The following is a 22965-nucleotide window of genomic DNA, read 5'->3' on the forward strand; positions in this document are numbered from 1 at the left end:
ATCTCCCCGTCGACCACTGCGGTCCTGGCTCCGGTTCACCGGTTCGGTCGGCCCACTCGCCATCGCCACCGCCATGCTCTGGCTCAGCGTGATCGTCCTGCTGCCGCTGGCAGCGCTCACCGTCAGCGCGTTCGACGACGGCTGGTCCGGCTTCTGGGGCGCGGTCACCGATCCGATGGCGCTGGCGGCGCTGCGGGTGACCGTGGTCGTTTCGGTGGTGGTGGCCCTGGTCAATGTGGTCATGGGCACGCTGATCGCCTGGGTTCTGGTACGCGACGACTTCCCGGGCAAGGGCTTGGTGAACGCGCTCATCGATCTGCCGTTCGCGCTGCCCACGATCGTCGCCAGCATCGTGTTGCTGGCGCTCTACGGGCCGCGCAGTCGGTCGACATCCACCTCAACGCGACCCGGCCCGGACTGGTGGTGGCGCTGGCCTTCGTCACGCTGCCGTTCGTGGTGCGGTCGGTGCAGCCGGTGCTCATCGAAGCCGACCGTGAGGTGGAACAGGCGGCGCTGTCGTTGGGCGCAGACAACTGGACGACCTTCCGGCGCATCGTGCTGCCGACCCTGGCGCCCGCGATCATCAGCGGCGGCGGCCTCGCTTTCGCGCGCGCGATCGGCGAATTCGGCTCGGTGGTGCTGATCGGCGGCAATATCCCGGGCGAAACCCAGGTGGCCTCGCAGTACATCCAACAGCAGATCGAGATCGACCGGCCGGTGAACGCGGCGGCGGTATCGGTGGCGTTGCTGGTGATCGCCTTCGTCGCGCTGCTGGTGCTGCGAGTGTTCGCCGAGCGTACGGCGCGCAAGGAGCGGGAGGCCCGATGAAACTGTCCACACCGAGCCGGATCACATTACGCGTGGTCGCGCTCGGCTATCTGCTCGTCCTGCTCGTCCTGCCGCTCGGCATCATCCTGTACCGCGCGTTCGAGCACGGAATCGGCGCGTTCATCGACCAGATCAGCACCCCCGCCGCGATCTCGGCCTTCAACCTGTCCATGCTCATCTTGATCATCGTGGTGCCGGTGAACGTGGTCCTCGGCGTGGTGATCGCGCTGGCGCTGGTCCGCGGTAGCTTCCCCGGGCGGCGATTGCTGCAGGGCATCGTGGATCTGCCCTTCGCGGTGTCGCCCGTGGTGGTCGGCGTCGCGCTGATCATGCTGTGGGGGGTGGGCGGCTGGCTCGGCGTGGTCACCGACTGGGGTTTCCGGGTGATCTTCGCGCTGCCGGGCATGGTGCTGGCGACCATCTTCGTGACGATGCCGTTCGTGGTCCGCGAGGTGGAACCGGTCCTGCACGAGATCGGCGACGACCAGGAACAGGCGGCCGCGACCCTGGGCGCCTCGCGCTGGCAGACCTTCTGGCGGATCACCGTCCCCGCGATCCGCTGGGGTCTCACCTACGGCGTGGTGCTCACGGTGGCCCGCGCACTGGGCGAGTTCGGTGCGGTGATCATGGTGTCGTCCGGGTTCCCCGGGGTATCGCAGACGCTCACGCTGCTGGTGCACGAGCGCTATATCAACGACCACAACGATTTCGGCGCGTACTGCGCCGCCACCCTGCTGATGGGCCTCGCGCTCATCACCCTGCTGTTGATGACCCTCCTGGAACGCAGACGGGATGTGTCGTGATGCGATCCTGCGGTGTCTCCGCCTTCGCTGCGGTCTCGGTGGGCCGCATGCACCAGATTCGAAAGAGCCATCTTTGACTGTGTACGCCGGAGGCCGCCCGTGATCACCGTGACCAATGCGCGCAAGAACTACGGTTCCTTCGCCGCTCTCGACGATGTCAGCCTGGATATCCCGTCGGGGGAGCTGACCGCGCTGCTCGGACCTTCCGGTTCCGGGAAATCGACACTGCTGCGCTCCATCGCCGGGCTGGAGAACCTCGATTCGGGCGTGGTCACCATCGGCGGCCGCGATGTGACCCGGGTGCCGCCGCAGAAACGCGATATCGGTTTCGTCTTCCAGCACTACGCGGCGTTCAAACATATGACCGTCCGGGACAACGTGGCCTTCGGCCTGACCATCCGCAAGCGGCCGAAACACGAAATCGCGAAACGGGTGGACGAACTGCTGGGCATCGTCGGGCTCGACGGTTTCCAGCACCGGTATCCGGCGCAGCTGTCCGGTGGACAGCGGCAGCGGATGGCGCTGGCCCGGGCGCTGGCCGTGGACCCGCAGGTGCTGCTGCTGGACGAACCGTTCGGCGCCCTCGACGCGAAGGTACGGGCCGATCTGCGCACCTGGTTGCGCCGACTGCACGAGGAAGTGCACGTCACGACGGTGCTGGTGACCCACGACCAAGAGGAAGCACTCGATGTGGCGGACCGGATCGCGGTGATGAACGCCGGCCGCATCGAGCAGGTCGGCAGCCCCGAGGATGTCTACGACCGGCCGGCCAGCGAGTTCGTCATGTCTTTCCTGGGCGCGGTGGCCCGCCTCAACGGGCATCTGGTGCGTCCGCACGACATCCGGGTCGGGCGTGATTCCAACATGGCGCTCGCCGCCTACGAGGGCACCGCGGAATCGGCGGGCGTCACCCGGGCGACGGTGGAACGGGTGGTGCGGCTCGGCTTCGAGGTCCGGGTGGAGATGCGCAACGCCGCCACCGGGGACCTGTTCGTCGCACAGGTCACCCGCGGTGATGCCGAGGCCTTGCGCCTCGCGGAGGGGGAGACGGTCTATGCCCGCGCGACCCGCATCCCGCACCTTCCGGCTGTGTCTTCTGGCCCCGCCTTCGGCGGGGCGGGTCGGGGCCCTCGGTAACCCCGGCTGTGTTGGATTGCGCCGCCTGCGGCGGCGCGGGTCGGGGCCCTTGTCAACCCCGGTTCTTCACTCCCGCCGGTCGGTCGCTGCGCTCCCTCCCTCTGGTCGCTCCAGAACCGGGGCGGGCCCCGACCTTGGAGGCCGGCATCCGGGGGGATGTCCTTCGGTGTTTCCGGGGATGACCGCTGGCTCATTTCCCGGCGCTGAGCTGGGGTGATGCCTTCACTGTCCGGTGGTGATCCCGGGAGTTGCCGGTGGGCGTGTTGACGTACCTGGCTGTAGCTGTAACTATGGGAAACAGTTAAGCCGAATAACCGATGAGAGGCAGTGACGATGACGTCTTCAGCCACCACGCTCTCCGACGACCAGCTGGTCGCGCAGGCGCAGGAGTACGCGGAGAAGCTGTTGCTGCTGTCGGAGGGCTCGGTCAACCGGAATTTCGATCCGTTCACCGATATCGACTGGGACAATCCCGACTTCTCCGCCGATGCGCGGCCCGAGCGCTGGATTCTGCCCAAATCGGGCGATACGGTCGGTCGCCACCCCTGGTACGAGGCGTTACCGGACGATAAGAAGATCGAGCTGGGCAAGTACCGCCAGGCCAATGTCGCGAAGGTGGGCCTGCAGTTCGAGGCCATCCTGATCAGCGGCATGATGCAGCACATCTTCGGTCTGCCCAACGGTGACCCGGAGTTCCGCTACTGCTCCCACGAGATGATCGAGGAGCACAACCACACCCTGATGTTCCAGGAGATGGTCAACCGGATCGGCGTCGACGTCCCGGGCATGGGCCCGCTGGTACGTCAGTTCCGGCAGGTCGCCGTCCCCGTCGCGGTCGCGTTCCCGAACCTGTTCTTCATGGCCGTGCTCGCCGGCGAGGAGCCGATCGATCACATCCAGAAGGAAGTACTGCGCTCCGGTGAGGAAGTGCATCCGATCATGCGCGGGGTCATGGCCATCCATGTGGCCGAAGAGGCCCGTCACATCTCCTTCGCCCACGAGTTCCTCAAGAAGCACGTCCCCGAGTCCTCGGCCGCCAACAAGTTCGTACTGTCGCTGGCCATGCCGATCGTCATGTGGATCCTCGGCCGTGCCATCGTGACCCCGCCCAAGGCGTTCTTCGACGAATTCGATATCCCGCGCAGCGTGCGCAAGGACCTGTTCTACGGCTCCGCCGACGCCAAGCAGACCTTCAGCGACTATTTCGCCGACGTCCGCAGCCTGGCCAAGGAGATCGGCCTGATGAATCCGATCGCCAAGCGGGTGTGGAAGGCGCTCGGCATCGACGGGCACACCACCCGGTACCGGTCCGAGCCTTTGCGCGGCGTGTCCGGCAAAGCGGCCTGAGCGGGCGGTAGCACTCGATGCCCTACGTCGTCACCCAGTCGTGCTGTAGCGACGCGTCCTGTGTGTACGCGTGCCCGGTCAACTGCATCCATCCGACGCCGGACGAACCCGATTTCCGGACCGCGGACATGCTCTACGTCGACCCGGCCGCCTGTGTGGACTGCGGCGCGTGCGCCTCGGCCTGCCCGGTCGACGCCATCACCTCGTCGAAGAAACTGACCGACGAGCAGAAGCCTTTCATCGAGATCAACGCCGATTTCTACCGGCAGTCGCGGCCCCGTCCGCTCCTGGCGCCGCCGGTGCCCGCACCGGCGATCGACACCGCCGGCCGCGGTCCGCTGCGAGTGGCGGTGGTCGGATCGGGTCCCTCGGCCATGTACGCCGCCGACGAACTGCTCACCCAGCCCGATGTGCGGGTGACCGTGTTCGATCGGCTGCCGGTCCCGTACGGGCTGGCCCGCTTCGGTGTCGCGCCCGACCACGCGAAAACCCGCCAGGTGGCCGATCTGTTCGACGTGATGTCGCGGCAGCCCGGTTTCGGCTCCTATTTCGACGTCGAGGTCGGCAAGCACATCTCGCACGAGGAACTGCTCGCCTACCATCACGCGGTCGTCTACGCCGTCGGCGCATCGACCGACCGCAAGCTCGGTATCCCCGGCGAAGGTCTGGCCGGGAACATCTCGGCCACCGATTTCGTCGCCTGGTACAACGGTCATCCCGATCATCAGCACCACGATTTCGATCTGACCCGGCGCCGGGTCGTCATCGTCGGCAACGGCAATGTCGCACTCGACGTGGCGCGGATCCTGACCAGCGATCCCGAGCGACTGGCCGGCACCGACATCTCCCCGATCGCGCTCGAGGCACTGCGGCACAGCGACGTGGAGGAGGTCGTGGTGCTGGGCCGCCGCGGTCCCGCCGAATCGGCGTTCACGGTGCCGGAGTTCGTCGGGTTGCTGGGCGCGGATGTGGATATCGTCGTCGACGGCGAATTGCCTCCGCCCGCGGCGAACCGGACCTACCAGGTCGAGCAGAAACTGGAACTGCTGCGCCGGGTCGCCGATCGGCCGTTCGGGAGCCGGCGGCGCATCGTGTTCCGCTACCAGAGCGCGCCGAGCCGCCTCCTCGGGCCCGATGCCGTCACCGGTATCGAGGTGGATCGCGCCGAACTGCTGACCGGTGACGACGGCCGGGTACGCGCGGTGCCCACCGGCGATCTCGATCTGCTGGAGACCGGTCTCGTGCTCACCTCGGTCGGTTACCGGGGCGTCCCGACGCCGGGCCTGCCGTTCGACGAACAGCACGGAGTCATCCCGAACCAGGCCGGGCGGGTGCTGGAGGGACCGGCCGGGGCCGTGTTCCCGGGCACCTACGTCACGGGCTGGATCAAGCGTGGACCCACAGGTTTCATCGGAACCAACAAGTCCTGCGCCCAGGAAACGGTGCAGCAGCTGGCCGATGACTTCAACGCGGGCCGCCTGCCCGAACCCGCCGGGAGCGCCCCGGCTTTCGACCGGCTGTTGCGCGGCCGGCGGCCGCAGGCGCGTGCGGCGGGAGCGGTGCTGCGGCCCGCGAAATCCGGGCGGGGATTCTTCAGCCGAGCCTGAGCGGGGCGGCGCCGACGTCCGGATCCGGCGCGGGTCAGCGAAAGTCGTTTGCGTGGTCGTTCGCCCACTGCGCGAATGTGCGTCCCGGGCGACCGATGACTTCCTCGACGATCGTCGACACCTCCGGCGGTTCGGCCGTTCCCGCCTGCCATCCGGCCAGGACGGCCTCGACGCCCATCGCGGGTATGGTCTCGCTCAGTTCCGTGCGTGCCTGTTCGACGGAGACCACCTGGAGGTCGATCTCCCGGCCGATGGCCGCGCCGATCTGTCGTACCTGCTGCGACAGGGTCAGTGCCTCGGGACCGAATGCGGTGTAGGCGCGCTGCTGGTGACCGGGTTCGGTCAGCGCGGTCACCGCGAGTGCGGCCAGGTCGTGCTCGTGGACGGGCGCAGTCCGCGCCTCGGGGTAGGGCAACCGGGCGACGCCCTCGTCGCGGATGGACCGCTGCCACCACCACAGTGCGTTCGTGGCGAACATGCCGGGCCGGATGAATGTCCACTCCAGACCGGACTTCTCGATGGCCGACTCGACGATGCTGTGCGATCGGGCGATCGGGTTGTGCTCGGGATCGCTGTCCAGAACGGCCCCGGAGGACAGGAGCACGACACGGCGCACTCCGGCGGACTCGGCCGCGGCCACGAAACCGTCGATACCGTCGGGTTTGGCGTAGAGGAAGACGCGGTCCGCTCCTTCGAGTGCCGCGGGCAGTGTTTCGGGGCGCTCCAGATCGGCCGCGACTATCTGCGCGCCCGGCGGAAAGCCCGCTGTGCGGGGATCTCTGCCCGTCAGGCGGACCTCATCGCCGCGCGCGGTCAGTCCCGCTGCGACATGGCGTCCGACATTGCCCCTGGCTCCGAAGACGACTGTGATCATGGCGGCAGCGTAGGCCGCTGAACTTACTATTGGTAAGGGCATACCTTTAGGTAAGCTCCGGTTATGGCGGTAGGTTCGCAGGTTCGTAAGGTCGACTGGCCGGTGACGAGTGACGCATTCAACAGCGACTGCCCCGCACGTGAGGTGCTCAGCCATATCACCAGCCGCTGGGGGGTGCTGATCCTGACCGCGCTGGGCGGCGGCCCGCTGCGGTTCTCCGAACTGCACACCACGATCGGCGGGATCAGCGAGAAGATGCTCTCGCAAACGCTGCGGACACTCGTCCGGGACGGGCTCGTCGCGCGGGCGGTGGAGGCCACCACGCCGCCGCGGGTCAGCTACCGGCTCACCGAGCTCGGCGACAGCCTCGCCGAGTCGTTGCAGCAGTTCCTGGACTGGATCCGCCTGCACACGGTCGACGTCGTGGACGCCCAGCATCGCCACGACCGGGAGACCCGATAACCGAACCGCTCGCCGGCGCATAGCGATCCGCGGAGCCGGACGATGCCGGGCCTGCCGTCGATCGAGGTTCAGCTGCCGGGAAACTGGATCTCGGGTTGCGCGCCGACCGGCTGGATCATGCCCGGTGTCGGGGAATTTCCGGTGGCGTCGTTGTTCATTCGGTCTCGGCTACCCGGACTCACCGGGCGGAGGCGAAACGTTTGGCGTACGCGGTGATCGGCGCGGTCTCGATCCCTTCGATGCCGGACAGGGCCCCGATACGTTCGGTCAGGTAGCCGTACAGCGCATCGGCATCGCGGCAGATCGTGACGGCGAGCAGATTATGGTTCCCGGTGATCGCGCCCAGGTATGCCGTTTCGGTGTCCTCGGCCAGACTCGCGGCGACCGCGGTCAGCCGCGCCGGGGCGACCGACAGCCACAGCAGGCACTGGGCGGAGAAGCCGAACAGCCGGGGCTCCACTTCGACGTCGAACCGCAGCATTCCGGCGTCCCGTAGTTCGGTCAGGCGCCGGCGCACCGCGGATTCCGACCAGTCCACGTGCCGGGCCAGGTGCGCGCAGGCGGTACGGCCGTCGGTGGCCAGGGCGCGGAAGAGTCGGTGGTCCAGGTCGGTGAGCCGGATCTGGCTGGTGGCCGCGGTTTCCGGCGCGCGTATCTCGGCGAGCTGGTGTTCGGTGAGGGCGGAGGTCCGTCCCCGCCAGCGGTGGTCCATCAGATGACGCAGCAGCCGCTGGCCCGTCACCTCGACGACATCGGGGTGCCGATCGAGCACCGCCAGAGGCGCCGGGCTGGTGCCGGGAACCCGGAAGAGGCAGACGATCTCGGTGCCGCCCGACAATTCGGTCACCCAGGCGGTGTCGTGCCGCCCGGCCAGCGCGCGAGCGATATCGGCGGCGGCCCGGGGCCGGATCCGGAGACGTACCAGCCATTGCGCGTGCGCGGCGATATGGCTGTGCGGCACGGCGCTGACGCGGAGCGCACCGGTGGACCGGAGCCGCCCGAAGCGGCGGGCCACGGTGCGGTCCGAGATATCCAGGGCCGCGGCGATCCTGCTGAAAGGAACGCGCCCGTCGACCTGCAGGGCGTGCAGTAAGCACTGGTCGACAGCGTCGAGCATGACCGAGTCCACCAGATCAGGATAGGGCGGCGCGGAATCCGCCGGTTGGCGCGCGCCGGATCGGTCGGGTCGCATCAGTAAGCTGTTGCGCCGCTTGTTCGGTGGTGTTCGGGGCTACCGCACAGCTTACGGCCGGTACGGCATTCGTTCTGGGCGAGCGAGTCCACAGGTCTTATACGCCCTACTTCCAATAGCTATTGATCGGTTACCGATGGGTAGATGCCGCTCCCGTGGCAACGGGCTGTCATCGGGCCTTACGCGCGGACATGGAGGAGGACGCTCGGGTGTCCGCGCATTCCCGATGGATATCGCCTGGTAAGGAGCGTATTACCGGAATCCGGTGAAGTAGTCCGCCGGTTTGTTTTTCTGGGTATGAACGGGGATCAGTTCTGTAACTGCAGATTTCATCGCCGTTTATTCGTTTTGTCACCACCGTTGCAGCTAACCTGTGGGCGCTGTTTGGAAAACGACCGCGCCCATGGCTCTTTCGTAAGGACGTGGTCTCGGTGCGTTGACGGGATAGCAAATTGACTTCTGGGCTGGGTATCAGCATCGGTACGGTGAACGTCGTCTCGGCGCGAGTCGGGGCGCCCGACGCGCGACCGGTGGTGCGGACGCGGCGGACCGCCGTCGGATTCGACAGCGGAGGCACTGCCAGACTCGGCGGGATCACCCGCTTCTCCACGGCGGTCAACGAATTCGCCGATCTTGGCCGTAACCCGGAATCGGTCTACGTGGACGGGCGGATCTGGTCGCCGGCCACGATCTTCGCCTCGGTGGTCCAGGGCCTGGTGGCCGCGGAACCGGCGACCGGAGTGGTCGCCACCCATCCCGCCGGATACAGCGCCGAACAACTCGAACTGCTCCGGCAGAGCCTGGACCTCGCCGGGGTCGGTCACGTGCAACTGGTCCCGGAACCGGTGGCCGCGGCGCACTGGCTCGATACCGAACACGGGCCGCTGGATTCCGGCTTCGTCCTGGTCTACGACCTGGGCGGGAACAGTCTCGATGTGGCCGTGGTCCGGACCGGGCCGGACTGGCCCGACCATCCGGTGGTGGGGAAGCCGGTGCGTTCCTACGAGTTCGGCGCCCGCCCGCTCGGAGCGCTGATCGCGCGTTGCGCCGGTGACCGTGCGATCGGCCCGGCCGAGCCGGATACCGGCGTGGTATCGCTCGTATCCTTCGTGAATCCCGAGGGATTGCGCCGCGAACACGTGCGCGATTCACTGGAAGTGGTGCGGACGGCGGTGCGTTCGGCCGGTGTCGCGCTGTCCGATATCGGGCGGGTGCTGGTCGTGGGCGGTGCGGCGCGGCCACCGCAGATCGCCGAAACTCTCACCGAACTGGGTTTGCCGGTGACCGTCGCCGCCGATTCCGGACAGTGCGTCGCCCTCGGCGCCGCCGCGATGGCCGCGGAGAGCGTGGCTCCGGCGGCGTCCTCGCGGATGAAGCATCCGCCCATATTCTCCGGTGCCGCGCTCTTCTCCGCGGTGGCCATGTCCGCGGCCACCATCTTGGGAACCGGACCGGCGGATACCGAACTGCCGGAGGACCGGACACCGATACAGGGCCCGGGCGCGGTGCTCTACGAAATCCACGGGGAGGCGCAGGTCGAACGGTCGGGCAGCGGTTGGACCGTGTCCTACGCGCCGCTGGGAGATCCCGCGCGGATCGCTCCCGCGGCGGCGACGCGACCGTACGGGCCGCCGATGCCCGGCCCGGCGTCGGTTCCGGCGGCGCCGGGAACCGATCGACCGGCCGTGGACGGGACCGGCACCCACCACGCCCCGCTGGGCGAACGCCCCGACTCCGGACCCCGGCACACCGACCCCGCCCGCTTCGCACACCCGATCCCGTTCGGGCACGTCGGGGGTCTTCCGGCGGGCGCGGGAACGGATCCGGAAGAGCCCGGCCACCCCGGGCCCGACGCACCGGGCGGAGACCCCGGACCGGATCATCCACCGGTGGGCGAGGGGCCGGGCGGAACCGCCCCGGGCGGAGAACGGGATCCGGGCCACCATCCGGGCGGGTGGTCGCCGGGTGCCGGCCTGCCGGACAGCGGGCTCCCCGGAGCAGGGCCGGACCAGGGGAACGGATCCGGCGGGTGGACCACACCGGGCAACGGTCCCGCCGGGCCCGGATCGGGCAGTGCGAACCCGGGCGGCCACGGCGGCGACGCGGGTGGATTCGGCAGTGCGAACCCGGGCGGCTTCGGCGGCGGTGTCGACGGTGTCGACGCTGGTGGCAGCGGTGCGGACGGCGGTGGCTCCGACGGAACGGATGCCGGGTCCGGCGGAGGAGACAGCCAGGGGCCGGGCTCTGGAGGGGGCCACGACTCGGACGGTGCGGCTGCCGGCCGCCCGGGCCGGTCCGATTCGTCATTCCCCGGCGGATTCGGCGGGGGACCGGCGAGTCGCGGCGGGGCCGGGCAGGGCTCGGATTCCGGTGGTCCCTCCCGCGGTTCGGATTCCGCCGGCGGTTCGCATTCCCGCGGTCCGGATTCCGGCGGCTCCCGTTCCGGCGGCGGCGACAACGGATCGTCGCGGGGCGGGAACTCGCGTGCTGGGTCGCGGGGCGGATCGCACCACTGATGCGCCGCGAGGTGCGGCGACGCAGTGATCTGTTCCGGAATATCCGATGTCGCGGCTCGGCGGGACACGGCACAATCGGTGGTGTGAACACGGACGGGGACCCGCCGCGGCTGATCGCGCTCGATGTGGACGGAACACTGTTGAAAACCGGTGCGCAGGTGAGCGACCGGGTGAACGCCGCGGTGCGGGCGGCGGTCGGGGCCGGAACCCACGTCGTGGTGAGCACCGGGCGGACGGTGGTGTCCACCCGGCCGGTGCTGGCGGAACTCGGCCTGATCCAGGGGCACGCTATCTGCTCGAACGGGGCAGTGCACATCGACATCGAACGGGCCGACCCGGTGGCGGTGCACCATTTCGACCCTGCCCCGGCCGTGACGGCCCTGCGGGAACTGTTCCCGGAGATGATCTTCACGGCCGAACGGGTCGGCGAAGGGTTCTGGGCGACCGGTATGAGCCCCGGCGAGTACTACGCCGGAGGTGAATACGTGGTGGTCGACGATCTCACCCTGGGCAGCGAACCCACCCCGCGGCTCAACTGCTGGTGGCCCGAGGGCGCCCCCGACGAGATGCACCGGATGCTCGAGAGCCTGGCGCTGCCCGAGGTCAGCTGGGTCTACGGCGAATTCGGTCCCTGGCTCACCATCTCCCGGCACGGGATCTCCAAAGGCTGGGCGCTGGAACGTCTGCGGCGCCTTCTCGACATCCCGCGCGGCGCCACGCTGGCCATCGGCGACGGTTTCAACGATCGGGAGATGTTCGCCTGGGCCGGGCATGCGGTGGCGATGGCGAACGCGCCCGTGGAACTGCACACCCTGGTCGACGAGGTGACCGACGACGTCGCGGCCGACGGGGTGGCATCGGTGCTGGAACGCTGGTTCTGAGGCGCCTCAGGCGGACAGCGGCAGTGTCCGGGCGATGGCGGTGTCGTAGCGGTCCCAGATGATATCGGCGAGCACCGGGTCCGGGCCGAGCACGGCGGCGTGCGGGAGCAGCGGGTCCTGATCACGGAGGCGGTCGGTGAGCAGGCCCGGAGCCAGGAACCAGGGCGCGACCAGGACGCGATCGGCGCCCCGGGCGCGCAGCCGAGTCACCGCCCGGGTGAGCGAGGGTTGCGCGGTGGCGAAGCAGACTTCGGTGGGACTGCCGGTGTGCGCGGCGAATCGGCGGGCCAGCCGGGCGGTCTCCCGGTTCGCCGCCGCCGTGGACGACCCGACCGCGGCCAGCGCGATACCCAGCTGCCGCGGCGCGTCGTCCCAGCCGTGCGCGGCGCGGGCCGCCCGGACGCGATCGTCCAGCAGTCCGATCAGGCGTGGGTCGGCGCCGAACACGTCGGCCTGGGTCAGCCGTAACCGCGGATGCCGCGCGGCGGCCTCGGCCAGTAGCGCGGGCAGGTCCACCCGGGCGTGGAACGCGCTGCCCAGCAACAGCGGCACGACGACGGCATGGGTTTCCCCGGTGGCGGCGACCGTGTCGAGAACCCGACCGACCGACGGCGCGTTCAGATCGAGGAACGCCAACCGGGCCGACGCCGCGGGCCGCGCGGCCCGGACTTGGTCCAGCAGCGTGGCGACGGTGGCGGCCGACCGGGGGTCCCGGCTGCCGTGTGCCACCGCCACCAGCGTGGGACCGCCCGGCATCAGGTGGTTCCGACCTCGACCGCCGTCAGCACATCCCCGACCAGACCCGCCGCCAGCGTGTTCCCGCCCGCCGGATCGATCAGCAGGAAACTGCCGGTGTGCCGGTTGGCCCGGTAGTCGTCGGCCGCGATCGGTTCGGCGACCCGCACCGAGATGCGGCCGATATCGTTGAGCGCCAGGGAATCCGGGTTCGGTTCCGCGGCCAGGCGTTGCTCGTCGAAACGTTCGGTGAGCGCGCCCACGATGGCCTGTGTGGTGCGGGTGCCGTGTTTGAGCAACAGCCGCGCACCCGGGTGCAGCGGTTTGTCGCCGAGCCAGCAGACGGTGGCGTCGAAGGTGTCGAGCGGTTCCGGTGCGTCGCCGGGGGAGGCGATGGTGTCACCGCGCGAGATGTCGACATCGTCGGCGAGCACCAGCGTGACGCTGCGGCCCGCCTGGGCGACGGCCAGTTCGCCGTCGGGGGTGTCGATCCGTTCGATCGTGGTGCGGATGCCGGAGGGCAGTACGACCACCTCGTCGCCCGGCGCCACCGATCCCGCCGCGATCTGACCCGCGTACCCGCGGTAGTCCGGATACTCGGGGGTGCGTGGCCGGATCACGTACTGCACCGGGAAACGCAGACCCACCGCGTGCGTGCCGGAGTTGTCCGCGTCCACCGGCACCGATTCGAGGTGTTCGATCAGCGACGGGCCGCTGTAGTAGGGGGTCTTGTCCGAGCGAGTGGCGATATTGTCGCCGCGCAGCGCGGACACCGGGATCTCCAGCACATCCTCGTCCGACCAGCCGAGGGTGCGGGTGAGGTGGGAGAACTCCGCGGAGATCTCCGCGAAGACCTTGGCGGCCGCGGCCTGCTGAGCTTGCTCGCTGGGTTCGTCTCCGCCGATGAGGTCGACCTTGTTCACCGCCAGCACCAGTTTCGGCACCCCGAGCAGCGCCAGCACCGCGGCATGGCGGCGGGTCTGCTCGATCACGCCTTTGCGCGCGTCCACCAGCAGGATCACCAGTTGTGCCGTCGACGCGCCGGAGACCGTATTGCGCGTGTACTGCACATGACCCGGGGTGTCGGCGAGTACGAACGACCGCCGCGGGGTCGCGAAGTACCGGTAGGCGACATCGATGGTGATGCCCTGCTCGCGTTCGGCACGCAGGCCGTCCACCAGCAGCGACAGGTCGGGGGTGGACAGCCCTTTGTCCACCGACGCCCGGGTCACCGCGTCGATCTGGTCGGCGAGTACGGATTTGGTGTCGTAGAGCAGACGTCCGACCAGCGTGGACTTGCCGTCGTCGACGGAACCGGCGGTGGCCAGCCTCAGTAGGTCGGACATATCAGAAGTAACCCTCTCGTTTGCGGTCTTCCATGGCGGCTTCGGAGACCCGGTCGTCGCCGCGGGTCGCGCCGCGTTCGGTCAGCCGGGAAGCGGCTACCTCGGCCAGGATGGCCTCGTTGTCGGCGGCGTCGGACAGGATGGCGCCGGTGGTGGATCCGTCGCCGACGGTGCGGTACCGCACCGAACGGGTCTCCAGCACCTCGCCGTCGCGGGGGCCGCCCCAGACGCCGGGGGTCATCCACATGCCGTCGCGCTGGTACACCGGCCGCTGGTGGGCGTAGTAGATGGTGGCCAGTTCGACGTTCTCCCGGGCGATATAGCGCCAGATATCGAGCTCGGTCCAGTTGGACAGCGGGAAGACCCGCACATGCTCGCCCGGCGCGTGCCGCCCGTTGTACAGGTTCCACAGTTCGGGCCGCTGCCGCTTCGGGTCCCACTGACCGAAGGCGTTGCGCAGCGAGAAGATCCGCTCTTTGGCGCGGGAGCGCTCCTCGTCGCGGCGGCCGCCGCCGAATACCGCGTCGAACCGGTTCGCGCCGATCGAGTCCAGCAGCGGCACGGTCTGCAGCGGGTTGCGGATGCCGTCCGGGCGTTCGGTGAGGCGACCGTCGCCGAGGTAGTCCTCGACGCTGGCCACGTGCAGGCGCAGCCCGTACTTCTCGACCACCCGGTCCCGGAAGTCGAGCACCTCGGGGAGGTTGTGCCCGGTGTCCACGTGCAGCAGCGCGAACGGCAAGGGGGCCGGCCAGAAGGCCTTGAGCGCCAGATGCAGCAGCACCGTGGAGTCCTTGCCGCCGGAGAACAGGATCACCGGGCGTTCGAACTCACCCGCGACCTCGCGGAAGATATGGATGGCTTCCGATTCCAGCGCGGCCAGGGTGTCGAAATCGGAGAGGCCGACGGAGCGTTCGGTGATGGTGGCTTCGGTCATGAGGCGTGCAACCCACATTCGGTCTTGGCGAGCCCGGCCCAGCGGCCGCTTCGCGGATCGGAACCCGGCTCCGGCTTCCGTGTGCACGGAGCGCAGCCGATGGACGGATACCCTTCCTCCACCAGGGGATTGACGAGTATCGAATGCTTTTCGATGTAGTCCTGCATCTCGTCGTCGGACCAGGGTGCGATCGGGTTGATCTTCACCAGTCCGAAACCCTCGTCGAAGGAGATGAGCGGGGCGTTGGCGCGGGTCGGGGCCTCCACGCGCCGGATCCCGGTGACCCAGGCGTTGTACGGCGCCAGCGAATTACGCAGCGGCACCACCTTGCGCAGCCGGCAGCATTCGCCCGCGTCGCGCGCGAACAGATCCTTGCCCAGCAGGGCGTCCTGTTCGCCGACCGACTGTTCGGGGCGCACATTGACCACATGCACCCCGTAGACCGCTTCTACGGCGTCGCGGGTGCCGATGGTCTCGGCGAAGTGGTAGCCGGTATCGAGGAAGAGCACGTCCACGCCCGGCCGCACCTGGGCGGCCAGCTGCACCAGCACCCCGTCCTGCATATTCGACGCGACGATGTAGCCGCTGCCGAAGTTCTCGTCGGTCCAGCGCAGCAGTTCCTCGGTGGAGGCGGCCGGACCGAGTTCGGCGGCGCCGCGTTCGGCCAGCGCCCGCAGTTCGTCGGTGCTCAGCTTGACCGGCAGCTCTTTTTGCTCGGTAGTCACAATGGGTCTCCCGTCACCACGTTCGCGGATTCATCGAAGGTCGGCTTCCTCGGCGCGAACGGCCCATTGCGCGAACCGCTCTCCGTCTTCGCGGTGTTTGATGAAATTACGGACCACCCGCTCGATGTAGTCACCGAGTTCGGCGCTGGTCACCTTGTGCTGGCGCAGTTTGCGTCCGAAACTGCTGTCGAGGCCGAGGCTGCCCCCCAGATGAACCTGGAAGCCCTCGACCTGATTCCCGGCGCCGTCGTCGACGAGCTGGCCCTTGAATCCGATATCGGCGATCTGGGAACGACCGCAGGAGTTGGGGCAGCCGTTGATATTGATCGTGATCGGCACATCGAGTTGGGCGTTGAGATCGGCGAGCCGCTGTTCGAGTTCGGGCGCGAGCACCTGGGACCGTTTGCGGGTCTCGACGAAGGACAACTTGCAGAACTCGATACCGCTGCAGGCCAGCAGGTTGCGCCGCCATACCGACGGCCGCGCCTGTAGACCCAGGGGTTCCAGTTCCGCGATGAGCTGCTCGACCTTGTCGTCGGCGATATCGAGCACGATGAGCTTCTGGTACGGGGTGAAGCGGATCCGGTCCGACCCGGCGCGTTCGACCGCTTCGGCGACCTTGCTGAGGATCGTGCCGGAGACGCGGCCGGCGATGGGGGAGAATCCGACGGCGTTGAGCCCGTTGCGCAGTTTCTGCACGCCGACGTGGTCGATCGGGCGGCTCGGCTGGTCCGGCGCCGGACCGTCGATCAGCTTGCGCTTCAGGTACTCGTCCTCGAGCACCTGCCGGAACTTCTCGATACCCCAGTCCTTGATCAGGAACTTCAGCCGCGCCTTGGTGCGCAGCCGCCGGTAGCCGTAATCGCGGAAGAGGCTGACGACCCCTTCCCAGACCTCGGGCACCTCGTCCAGCGGCACCCAGGCGCCGACCCGTTGCGCCAGCATCGGGTTGGTGGACAGGCCGCCGCCGACCCAGAGATCCAGACCGGGTCCGTGCTCGGGATGGTTCACCCCGACGAAGGCGATGTCGTTGATCTCGTGCACCACATCCTGCTGGCCCGAGATCGCGGTCTTGAACTTGCGCGGCAGGTTGGAGTACTCCTTCTTGCCGATGTAGCGGCGCACGATCTCGTCGATCGCGGGCGTGGGGTCGAGTATCTCGTCCAGCGATTCGCCCGCCAGCGGGGAGCCGAGCACCACGCGGGGGCAGTCGCCGCAGGCTTCGGTGGTCTGCAGGCCCACCGATTCGAGGCGGCGCCAGATCTCGGGGACGTTCTCGATCTCGATCCAGTGGTACTGGACGTTCTCCCGGTCGGACAGGTCGGCGGTATCGCGGCCGAACTCGGTGGAGATCCCGCCCAGGGTCCGCAGCTGCGCGACGGTGAGCGCGCCGGCGTCGCAGCGGACCCGCATCATGAAGTACTTCGCTTCGAGCAGGTCGATGTTCTCGTCACCGGTCCAGGTGCCGTCGTAGCCTTCCTCACGCTGGGTGTAGAGACCCCACCAGCGGAAACGGCCACGCAGATCGCCCTTGTCGATACTGTCGAAACCGCCCTTGGAATAGATGTTCTCGATCCGGGCGCGGACGTTGAGCGGATTATCGTCCTTCTTGGACTGTTCGTTCGGGTTGAGCGGTTCGCGGTAACCGAGCGCCCACTGTCCCTCGGCGCGGCGGCGCACCGGCTTACCGGTGCGGGCGCGCTTGGGGCGTTCGGCGGGGGCCTCGGCCGTCGCGGTGGATTCGGCGTCGGTGCTCGACGTCATGAAGTGGCTCCTGCGGTCTGGTCGTACGTCCGTGCTGAAGGCGCGAGGGGCTGACTCGCACCCGCGGTGTCAGCGGGCCGAACTCCTGAAATCGGAATATCGCCGGAAATCCGGGAAGAGGCGCAGCTGAGCTACCGGGCGGAACCGGGCAGACAACAGGCGCTGCAGACGCGCTTGTAGTCGACGTGGCGACGTGCCACAAGTCGTACTCCTGATGCGCGCATGCGACCCATTGTGCCATGCCGGAGCCCGCGTTCCGACCGCCCTACCAGTATTTCCCGTGGATGAGCGGGAAATTCCCTGGTTCGACCGTTCTATTTGTGACGGCTGTCATATTTCGGTGAGGAGGCGTTCGCGGTTCGCTGTCCGGTTCGTCCGCCGGGACCGGGTCGATTGCTGTTCGGGCGGGACGCGATCGCCGAGTTCACCGCCCGGGTGCGGCCGGGCTCGACCGGAGCGGGCCGGGCGACCTATGAAGTCGAGCACATCATGTTCCGGCGGCCGGATGCGGCGGCGGTCGAGGTGCGACAGCGCTACTTCGACACCGCGGGTGCCTTCGCCGACGAAGGCACCCCCTGTATGTGATGACCAAGGAAGACGGCCGCTGGTTGCTCGCCGCGAACCAGAACACCCCGGTCGTCGGGGACCGAGGCGCAGGCGGTCACACTGGAGTGGTGAGTTCCTCCGCCCCCGCCGTCCCGCAGACCGACGCCGCCGCGCCGGTGCTGCGCGATTTCGGGGGCGGTCCGTTCGGGATCTATGTGCACGTTCCCTTCTGCGCGACCCGCTGCGGATACTGCGATTTCAATACCTACACGGCCGGTGAGCTGGGCACTTCCGCGTCCACGCACTCGTGGGCGGAGGCGCTGCGCGGCGAACTGGCGACCGCGGCCCGGGAGTTCGCCGCACTGCCGACCGCGACACCGGAGGTGGCGACGGTTTTCGTGGGCGGCGGAACCCCCTCGCTCCTCGGCGGCGACGGACTGTCCGGGGTGCTCGACGCGATCCGCGCGGAGTTCACCCTGGCCGCGGACGCCGAGGTCACCACGGAATCGAATCCGGAATCGACCTCGCCCGCGTTCTTCGAGCGGATCCGGGCGGCCGGGTTCACCCGGGTCTCGCTCGGGATGCAGTCGGCGGCGCCGCATGTCCTCGCTGTCCTGGACCGGACCCACACCCCGGGCCGTGCCGTCGCCGCCGCCCAGGAGGCGCGCGCGGCCGGGTTCGAGCACGTGAACCTCGATCTGATCTACGGCACGCCCGGTGAACGCGACAGTGATCTGGACGCCAGCCTGGACGCCGTGCTGGCGGCGGGCGTCGACCATGTCTCGGCCTATTCGCTCATCGTCGAGGACGGCACCGCGCTGGCCCGGCGGGTGCGGCGCGGCGAACTGCCCGCTCCCGACGACGATGTGCTCGCCGCCCGCTACGAGCGAATCGACGCACGGCTCGAATCCGCCGGTCTCACCTGGTATGAGGTGTCGAACTGGGCGGCAGGCGACGCCGCGCGGTGCCGGCACAACCTCGGGTACTGGGACGGCGGTGATTGGCTGGGGGCGGGTCCGGGCGCGCACAGCCATCTCGGGGGAGTGCGCTGGTGGAACGTCAAGCATCCGGCGCGCTACGCCGACCGGGTGGTCCGCGGTGGGCTGCCCGCCGCGGACTGGGAAGACCTCACCGCCGCCGACCGTTACCTCGAGCGCGTCATGCTCGCCCTGCGCCTGCGCACCGGTCTGCCGCTGACCGATCTCGACGCGGACGGAAACGCCGCGGCACAGCGCGTCGCGGCCGAGCGATTGGTCACCATCGTGGACGGCCGCCTGGTCCTCACCGCGCGTGGGCGGTTACTGGCCGACGGCGTAGTCCGTGACCTGGTCGGCTGAACCGCCCGCACACAGGCAAATCAGCCGAACACCAGCTTCACGACGCAGAGGACGAACATCACCGCGCATACCAGCGTCACCGCGACGAGCACCGGCATCATCACGCGGTAGTACCGCCACCCGGGGAAACGCTGCCGCGGTTCGGGGCCGAGGGCGCCGGCCGGGACATTGTTCAGCGGTGACTGATAGTGGACGGTCGTGCTGTGGCCGGGCACGACCGGGATCATCGCGTCCGCGAAGCCGAACTTGTTGGCCGGCACGGTCGCGGGAATGATTCGCAACGCGACGATCCAGTGCGGGTCGGTCCCCACCCGCACATGATGGACACCAGGTGGAACGGGCACATGTGTCGTGCCCCAGGCGGCATCGGCAATTTCCCTGCCGTTCACCACGATGCGGGGTTTTGCCAGCCATCGGTAGCAGTGAGGCGGCAGCATCCACGTGAAATATGCTGCCTCCACGGCTATTCCGGTCGGCCCCGGGGCCGGGACGTACTCCGGCATGGGCGAGTCCGGAGTCGCGTCGTAGGGCAGGATGAAATCGGCGGGCAGCATCGTGCCCCGATACGGCTGCCCGGGAGTCACCGGACGGAACGGGGGCGGCTGCGGGGCGGCGATCGGTGCCCGGTGCGGGTGTCCTGGTTGCACGGTGTTCCCTGTATTCGTCGGTCGGAAATGGGGTGGGCGGGCCGATAGCCGAGTTGTCCAACCGATGGGCCGGCGCCCGAAACGGCGTGGACTTCCCGCGGTCAGGCAGGTGCCGGGGCTTCCTCGGAGCCGGTTATCTCGTCGAGCACCGCGGCGAGAGCGTGCCGGACCGGGGTCATATCCATCAGGGCCTGACCGAGTTTCGTGAGCAGTACCGAGACCCGGACCGATTCCACGGTGATCCGGTTGGCCGCCGCGAACGCCACCACCGGCGCCGCGGTGCCCAGCGACAAACCCAGCTCGATGGTCCAGCCGATCAGCGCGCCGGCCAACGCCACCAGGATGTCCTGCACCATGGTGCGCACCGCATCGACGATCTTCTGGGCTTTCTCCGTCATCGTGGCCAGGCCGGCGGCCGCGGCCCCGGCCGCTTCGATCCGGTCGATGGCGGTCGCGGCGTAATTGCGGTAGGCGGTGGCGGTTTCGCCGGACCACGAGGCGATGTCCTGGTCGACAGCTTTCTTCCACTCCGCGCCGATCGCCGTCAACTCCCCCGCGATCTTGGTCCACGTCTGCGCATACGCCTCGACCATATCGGGGTTGCCCGCCAGGGCGTCGAAGCTTCGCCGCAGGTACTCGACGTGCTCGAGCATCCACCCCGCGATCTGGCCGCCGGCGAAACCGAACGGGTCGGTCCACGCCCCCCACGCGGTCAGTCCGACATCGACCAAACCGAAAGCCGAGCTGACGTAGTCCTCTTTCCGGAAGTCCGACACCATTTTCCACGCATCGAACGCCACCGTGCCTTCCAGCGCCCCCCACGGCCCCTCTTCGCCGTCGAGGCCGATATTGGAGAAGGTGAACAGCGTTTCCTGAAAATACTGCTCGCGGAAATTCGTCCCCTCAGCGATCAGCGGATTGCCCGCGGGGGCGGCCTCGTCGCCGAACCCCGGTAGTGATTCGTTGAGCCAATCGCCCACCTGGTTCGCCATTACAGTCCCCCCGTCGCCCCATCGATGGTCGTCTGCAGCCCTTGGAGCGCCTTCGCGATCGCACCGTCGGCACCGGTGAACGAATCCGCGTCGGCGGACAGCTTCTCGGGGACCGCGCCCACCGTGTCGGTGAGACCGCTGATCGCGCTCACAGTAGCGGTGTGGTTGTCGGCGAGCAGCCAGTCGACGATGGGTTTGGGGATCACCCCGTATCCGTCGTCGGCGGCGCTGATGTAGTTCGCCGCCTGCAGCGCGGTGCCCAGTCGCGCGGCGAGCTGCTGGATCGAGGTGGCGTGTGTGCGCAGGGCGTCGGGATCCACGTGCACCGGAACGGGATTCGTCATCGTCGTATCACACCAGCCACGAGGCGCGACGATAGTACTCGCCCTCTTCGTCATCGACATCGGGGATCAGCGACGAGGGCGCCGGGAGGGGTTCCGGTGATGTCGAGGGCCGTGGGCGCGCCGCCGCTTCCGGCGAGGCGGGTGGCCGCGACGGTGTGGGCGGTGGCGGTGTGGTGGGCGGTTGCGGTGTGGTGGGCGGCCGGGGCGCCGGCGGTTGCGGTGCGGGCTGCTGCGACCAGATGGGATCCGGCGCTGCGGGGGGCGCGTAGGCGGCCGGTTCGGGAGCCTCCGGGGCGGCGTATCGATCCTCGTACTGCTTGATGATGTTCGCGCCGATCGGGTCGTCGCCGACCACGTCGCGCACCGTCGCGGCGACATCGCCGACCAAGGTTTCTCGTGCCTGCCGCAGACACTGCATCAGCTCCGCCGCCAGCGCCGCCGGGCTCTTGCGGCGGATACCGTCGGTGAACCGGATATCCGTCGGTACGCCGTTGGCGTCGACGCTCACGGTGACGCTCTTATCGCTCGAGGCGGTGGTCACCGCCAGCTGCGCCATCCGCGCTTGAAGCGATTGAAAACGCTCTGCCTTGCGCTCCATCTGCTCGGCCCATTGGGCGAGGTCGGTGGCGGCGCGCGACGGGTCGTCGAACACCCGGCATTCCCCCTGCTGTGTATCGGATCTCGCGGTGACCGCCGCGACGTTAGCATGCGTGTTCGGGACATGTGCCCTGGAAGACCGACCGGACGGATCTAGACTGGGTACCGGACGCGGCGGTGTGAGAGCCGGGTCCGCGGCAAGTGGTGCGCCCGCCCCCCGCGACGGCGTACAGCACAGCGAGGAGGTGGGGTCGATGTCGAGCACCGAGGATCGGCGCTTCGAGGTCCTGCGGGCGATCGTCGCCGACTATGTCTCCACCAAGGAGCCCATCGGGTCGAAGACGCTGGTGGAACGGCACAACCTGGGTGTCTCCAGTGCGACCGTGCGCAACGATATGGCGGTCCTGGAGGCCGAGGGCTACATCGCCCAGCCGCATACGAGTTCCGGCCGCATCCCGACCGACAAGGGCTATCGCCAGTTCGTGGACCGGATCGCGGAGGTGAAGCCGCTGTCGGCCGCCGAACGCAAGGCGATCATGCAGTTCCTGGAATCGGGGGTCGACCTCGATGATGTACTGCGCCGCGGCGTGCGGCTGCTGGCCCAGCTCACCCGCCAGGTCGCGGTCGTCCAATATCCGACGGTGTCCGCGTCGACCGTGCGCCACCTGGAGGTGGTCGCGCTCAATCCAGCGCGGCTGCTGCTGGTCGTGATCACCGACACCGGCCGGGTCGACCAGCGCATCGTCGAACTCGGCACGGTCGTCGACGACGAGGACCTGGCCGCACTGCGCGGCATGCTGGGCGCGGCCATGGACGGCAAACGTTTGGCCGCCGCCTCGGCCGCGGTCGCCGAACTTCCCGAGAAGGCTCCGCCGAAGCTGCGTGACGTGCTGATCAAAGTGTCGACCGTGATGGTCGAAACGCTGGTCGAGCACCCCGAGGAACGCCTGGTCCTGGGCGGTACCGCCAACCTCACCCGCAACGCGGGCGATTTCGGGCTCCAGGGCTCGCTGCGCACCGTGCTGGAAGCGCTGGAAGAACAGGTCGTGGTCCTCAAACTGCTGGCCGCGGCGCAGCAGCCGGGCACGGTGACCGTACGGATCGGTGAGGAAACGCAGGTAGAGGAGATGCGGGGCACCTCGGTGGTCACCACCGGCTACGGCGCGGCGGGTGCGGTGCTCGGCGGAATGGGCGTGCTGGGCCCGACCCGGATGGACTATCCGGGCACCATCGCCTCGGTGGCGGCAGTTGCCCGCTACATCGGTGAGGTGCTGGCCGAACGCTGAGTCGAGACGGACGGTCGTTCCTGCGGTCTTGTTCACAGCGCGCAGGTCCTCGCGTCGTCGAGAAC

Annotated in this window: 22 protein-coding genes and 1 pseudogene; 11 read left to right on the forward strand and 12 right to left on the reverse strand. The window is 68.6% G+C overall.

The window, feature by feature from the left end; translation table 11 throughout:
• Positions 1-73 precede the first annotated feature (73 nt).
• The 5 genes and pseudogenes from cysT to OG804_RS29060 all read left to right on the forward strand — a co-directional run bounded on the left by cysT (position 74) and on the right by OG804_RS29060 (position 5722).
• Positions 74-828: pseudogene (cysT, locus tag OG804_RS29040) on the forward strand (sulfate ABC transporter permease subunit CysT).
• Positions 825-1631: a sulfate ABC transporter permease subunit CysW gene (gene cysW / locus OG804_RS29045; RefSeq protein WP_328391819.1), complete on the forward strand. Its 807-nt coding sequence runs from the start codon at positions 825-827 to the stop codon at positions 1629-1631. Before cysT ends, cysW begins: the two are co-directional and overlap by 4 nt.
• A 99-nt stretch (positions 1632-1730) precedes the next feature.
• Positions 1731-2768, forward strand: coding sequence for a sulfate/molybdate ABC transporter ATP-binding protein (locus tag OG804_RS29050; protein ID WP_328391820.1), 1038 nt, complete (start codon positions 1731-1733; stop codon positions 2766-2768).
• Between the two features lie 333 nt (positions 2769-3101).
• Positions 3102-4115, forward strand: a complete 1014-nt coding sequence (locus OG804_RS29055; protein ID WP_328391821.1) for an AurF N-oxygenase family protein — start codon at positions 3102-3104, stop codon at positions 4113-4115.
• A 17-nt stretch (positions 4116-4132) separates the two neighbouring features.
• Positions 4133-5722 (forward strand): FAD-dependent oxidoreductase, encoded by a 1590-nt coding sequence (locus tag OG804_RS29060; protein ID WP_328391822.1) that lies wholly within the window; start codon positions 4133-4135, stop codon positions 5720-5722.
• A gap of 34 nt (positions 5723-5756) precedes the next feature.
• Here OG804_RS29060 and OG804_RS29065 read toward each other — a convergent pair whose 3' ends face one another.
• The gene (locus tag OG804_RS29065; protein ID WP_328391823.1) at positions 5757-6596 is read right to left on the reverse strand and encodes an NAD(P)H-binding protein; all 840 of its coding nucleotides are present in this window, start codon (positions 6594-6596) and stop codon (positions 5757-5759) included.
• A 63-nt stretch (positions 6597-6659) separates the two neighbouring features.
• Between OG804_RS29065 and OG804_RS29070 the strand changes: the two genes are divergently transcribed.
• Positions 6660-7058: a winged helix-turn-helix transcriptional regulator gene (locus tag OG804_RS29070; protein ID WP_328391824.1), complete on the forward strand. Its 399-nt coding sequence runs from the start codon at positions 6660-6662 to the stop codon at positions 7056-7058.
• A 178-nt stretch (positions 7059-7236) separates the two neighbouring features.
• On the opposite strand, the gene OG804_RS29075 is transcribed toward OG804_RS29070, so the two are convergent.
• A complete protein-coding gene (locus OG804_RS29075; protein WP_328391825.1) occupies positions 7237-8187 on the reverse strand; it encodes an Lrp/AsnC family transcriptional regulator in 951 nt (316 codons plus the stop codon).
• Between the two features lie 515 nt (positions 8188-8702).
• Between OG804_RS29075 and OG804_RS29080 the strand changes: the two genes are divergently transcribed.
• A complete protein-coding gene (locus OG804_RS29080; protein WP_328391826.1) occupies positions 8703-10766 on the forward strand; it encodes an Hsp70 family protein in 2064 nt (687 codons plus the stop codon).
• A gap of 83 nt (positions 10767-10849) precedes the next feature.
• Positions 10850-11647, forward strand: coding sequence for an HAD family hydrolase (locus OG804_RS29085; protein WP_328391827.1), 798 nt, complete (start codon positions 10850-10852; stop codon positions 11645-11647).
• 6 nt (positions 11648-11653) lie between these two features.
• On the opposite strand, the gene OG804_RS29090 is transcribed toward OG804_RS29085, so the two are convergent.
• From OG804_RS29090 to OG804_RS32440, 6 genes are all read right to left on the reverse strand, one after another.
• Entirely contained in the window at positions 11654-12403 is a 750-nt protein-coding gene (locus tag OG804_RS29090; protein WP_328391828.1) for a sirohydrochlorin chelatase, read from the reverse strand.
• Positions 12403-13728, reverse strand: a complete 1326-nt coding sequence (locus tag OG804_RS29095) for a sulfate adenylyltransferase subunit 1 (protein ID WP_328391829.1) — start codon at positions 13726-13728, stop codon at positions 12403-12405. The genes OG804_RS29090 and OG804_RS29095 overlap by 1 nt, the downstream gene beginning before the upstream one ends.
• A gap of 1 nt (position 13729) precedes the next feature.
• On the reverse strand, positions 13730-14662 hold the full coding sequence (gene cysD, locus OG804_RS29100; protein WP_328391830.1) for a sulfate adenylyltransferase subunit CysD: 933 nt from the start codon (positions 14660-14662) through the stop codon (positions 13730-13732).
• Positions 14659-15387 carry a phosphoadenylyl-sulfate reductase gene (locus OG804_RS29105; protein ID WP_328391831.1) on the reverse strand — a complete coding sequence of 243 codons (729 nt, stop codon included), beginning with the start codon at positions 15385-15387 and terminating at the stop codon, positions 14659-14661. The genes cysD and OG804_RS29105 overlap by 4 nt, the downstream gene beginning before the upstream one ends.
• Before the next feature lie 30 nt (positions 15388-15417).
• Positions 15418-17151: a nitrite/sulfite reductase gene (locus tag OG804_RS29110; RefSeq protein WP_328391832.1), complete on the reverse strand. Its 1734-nt coding sequence runs from the start codon at positions 17149-17151 to the stop codon at positions 15418-15420.
• Positions 17152-17282: 131 nt separating this feature from the next.
• Positions 17283-17384, reverse strand: coding sequence for an Ms4527A family Cys-rich leader peptide (locus OG804_RS32440; RefSeq protein WP_357238227.1), 102 nt, complete (start codon positions 17382-17384; stop codon positions 17283-17285).
• Positions 17385-17544: 160 nt separating this feature from the next.
• On the opposite strand from OG804_RS32440, the gene OG804_RS29120 reads away from it, so the two are divergent.
• Together OG804_RS29120 and hemW are read left to right on the forward strand one after the other, a co-directional pair.
• Positions 17545-17736, forward strand: coding sequence for a hypothetical protein (locus OG804_RS29120; protein WP_328391833.1), 192 nt, complete (start codon positions 17545-17547; stop codon positions 17734-17736).
• Between the two features lie 137 nt (positions 17737-17873).
• Positions 17874-19034, forward strand: coding sequence for a radical SAM family heme chaperone HemW (gene hemW / locus OG804_RS29125; protein ID WP_442941915.1), 1161 nt, complete (start codon positions 17874-17876; stop codon positions 19032-19034).
• A 20-nt stretch (positions 19035-19054) separates the two neighbouring features.
• Here hemW and OG804_RS29130 read toward each other — a convergent pair whose 3' ends face one another.
• The 4 genes from OG804_RS29130 to OG804_RS29145 all read right to left on the reverse strand — a co-directional run bounded on the left by OG804_RS29130 (position 19055) and on the right by OG804_RS29145 (position 21669).
• The gene (locus OG804_RS29130; RefSeq protein WP_328391834.1) at positions 19055-19681 is read right to left on the reverse strand and encodes a hypothetical protein; all 627 of its coding nucleotides are present in this window, start codon (positions 19679-19681) and stop codon (positions 19055-19057) included.
• A gap of 101 nt (positions 19682-19782) precedes the next feature.
• The gene (locus OG804_RS29135) at positions 19783-20673 is read right to left on the reverse strand and encodes a WXG100 family type VII secretion target (protein WP_328391835.1); all 891 of its coding nucleotides are present in this window, start codon (positions 20671-20673) and stop codon (positions 19783-19785) included.
• On the reverse strand, positions 20673-21017 hold the full coding sequence (locus tag OG804_RS29140; protein WP_328391836.1) for a type VII secretion target: 345 nt from the start codon (positions 21015-21017) through the stop codon (positions 20673-20675). Before OG804_RS29140 ends, OG804_RS29135 begins: the two co-directional genes overlap by 1 nt.
• Positions 21018-21024: 7 nt before the next feature.
• Positions 21025-21669, reverse strand: coding sequence for a YbaB/EbfC family nucleoid-associated protein (locus tag OG804_RS29145; RefSeq protein ID WP_328391837.1), 645 nt, complete (start codon positions 21667-21669; stop codon positions 21025-21027).
• A 199-nt stretch (positions 21670-21868) separates the two neighbouring features.
• Here OG804_RS29145 and hrcA point away from each other — a divergent pair, with 199 nt between their 5' ends.
• A complete protein-coding gene (gene hrcA / locus OG804_RS29150) occupies positions 21869-22900 on the forward strand; it encodes a heat-inducible transcriptional repressor HrcA (protein WP_328391838.1) in 1032 nt (343 codons plus the stop codon).
• Positions 22901-22965 lie beyond the last annotated feature (65 nt).

This window comes from Nocardia sp. NBC_00416, from assembly GCF_036032445.1.
Lineage (GTDB): Bacteria > Actinomycetota > Actinomycetes > Mycobacteriales > Mycobacteriaceae > Nocardia.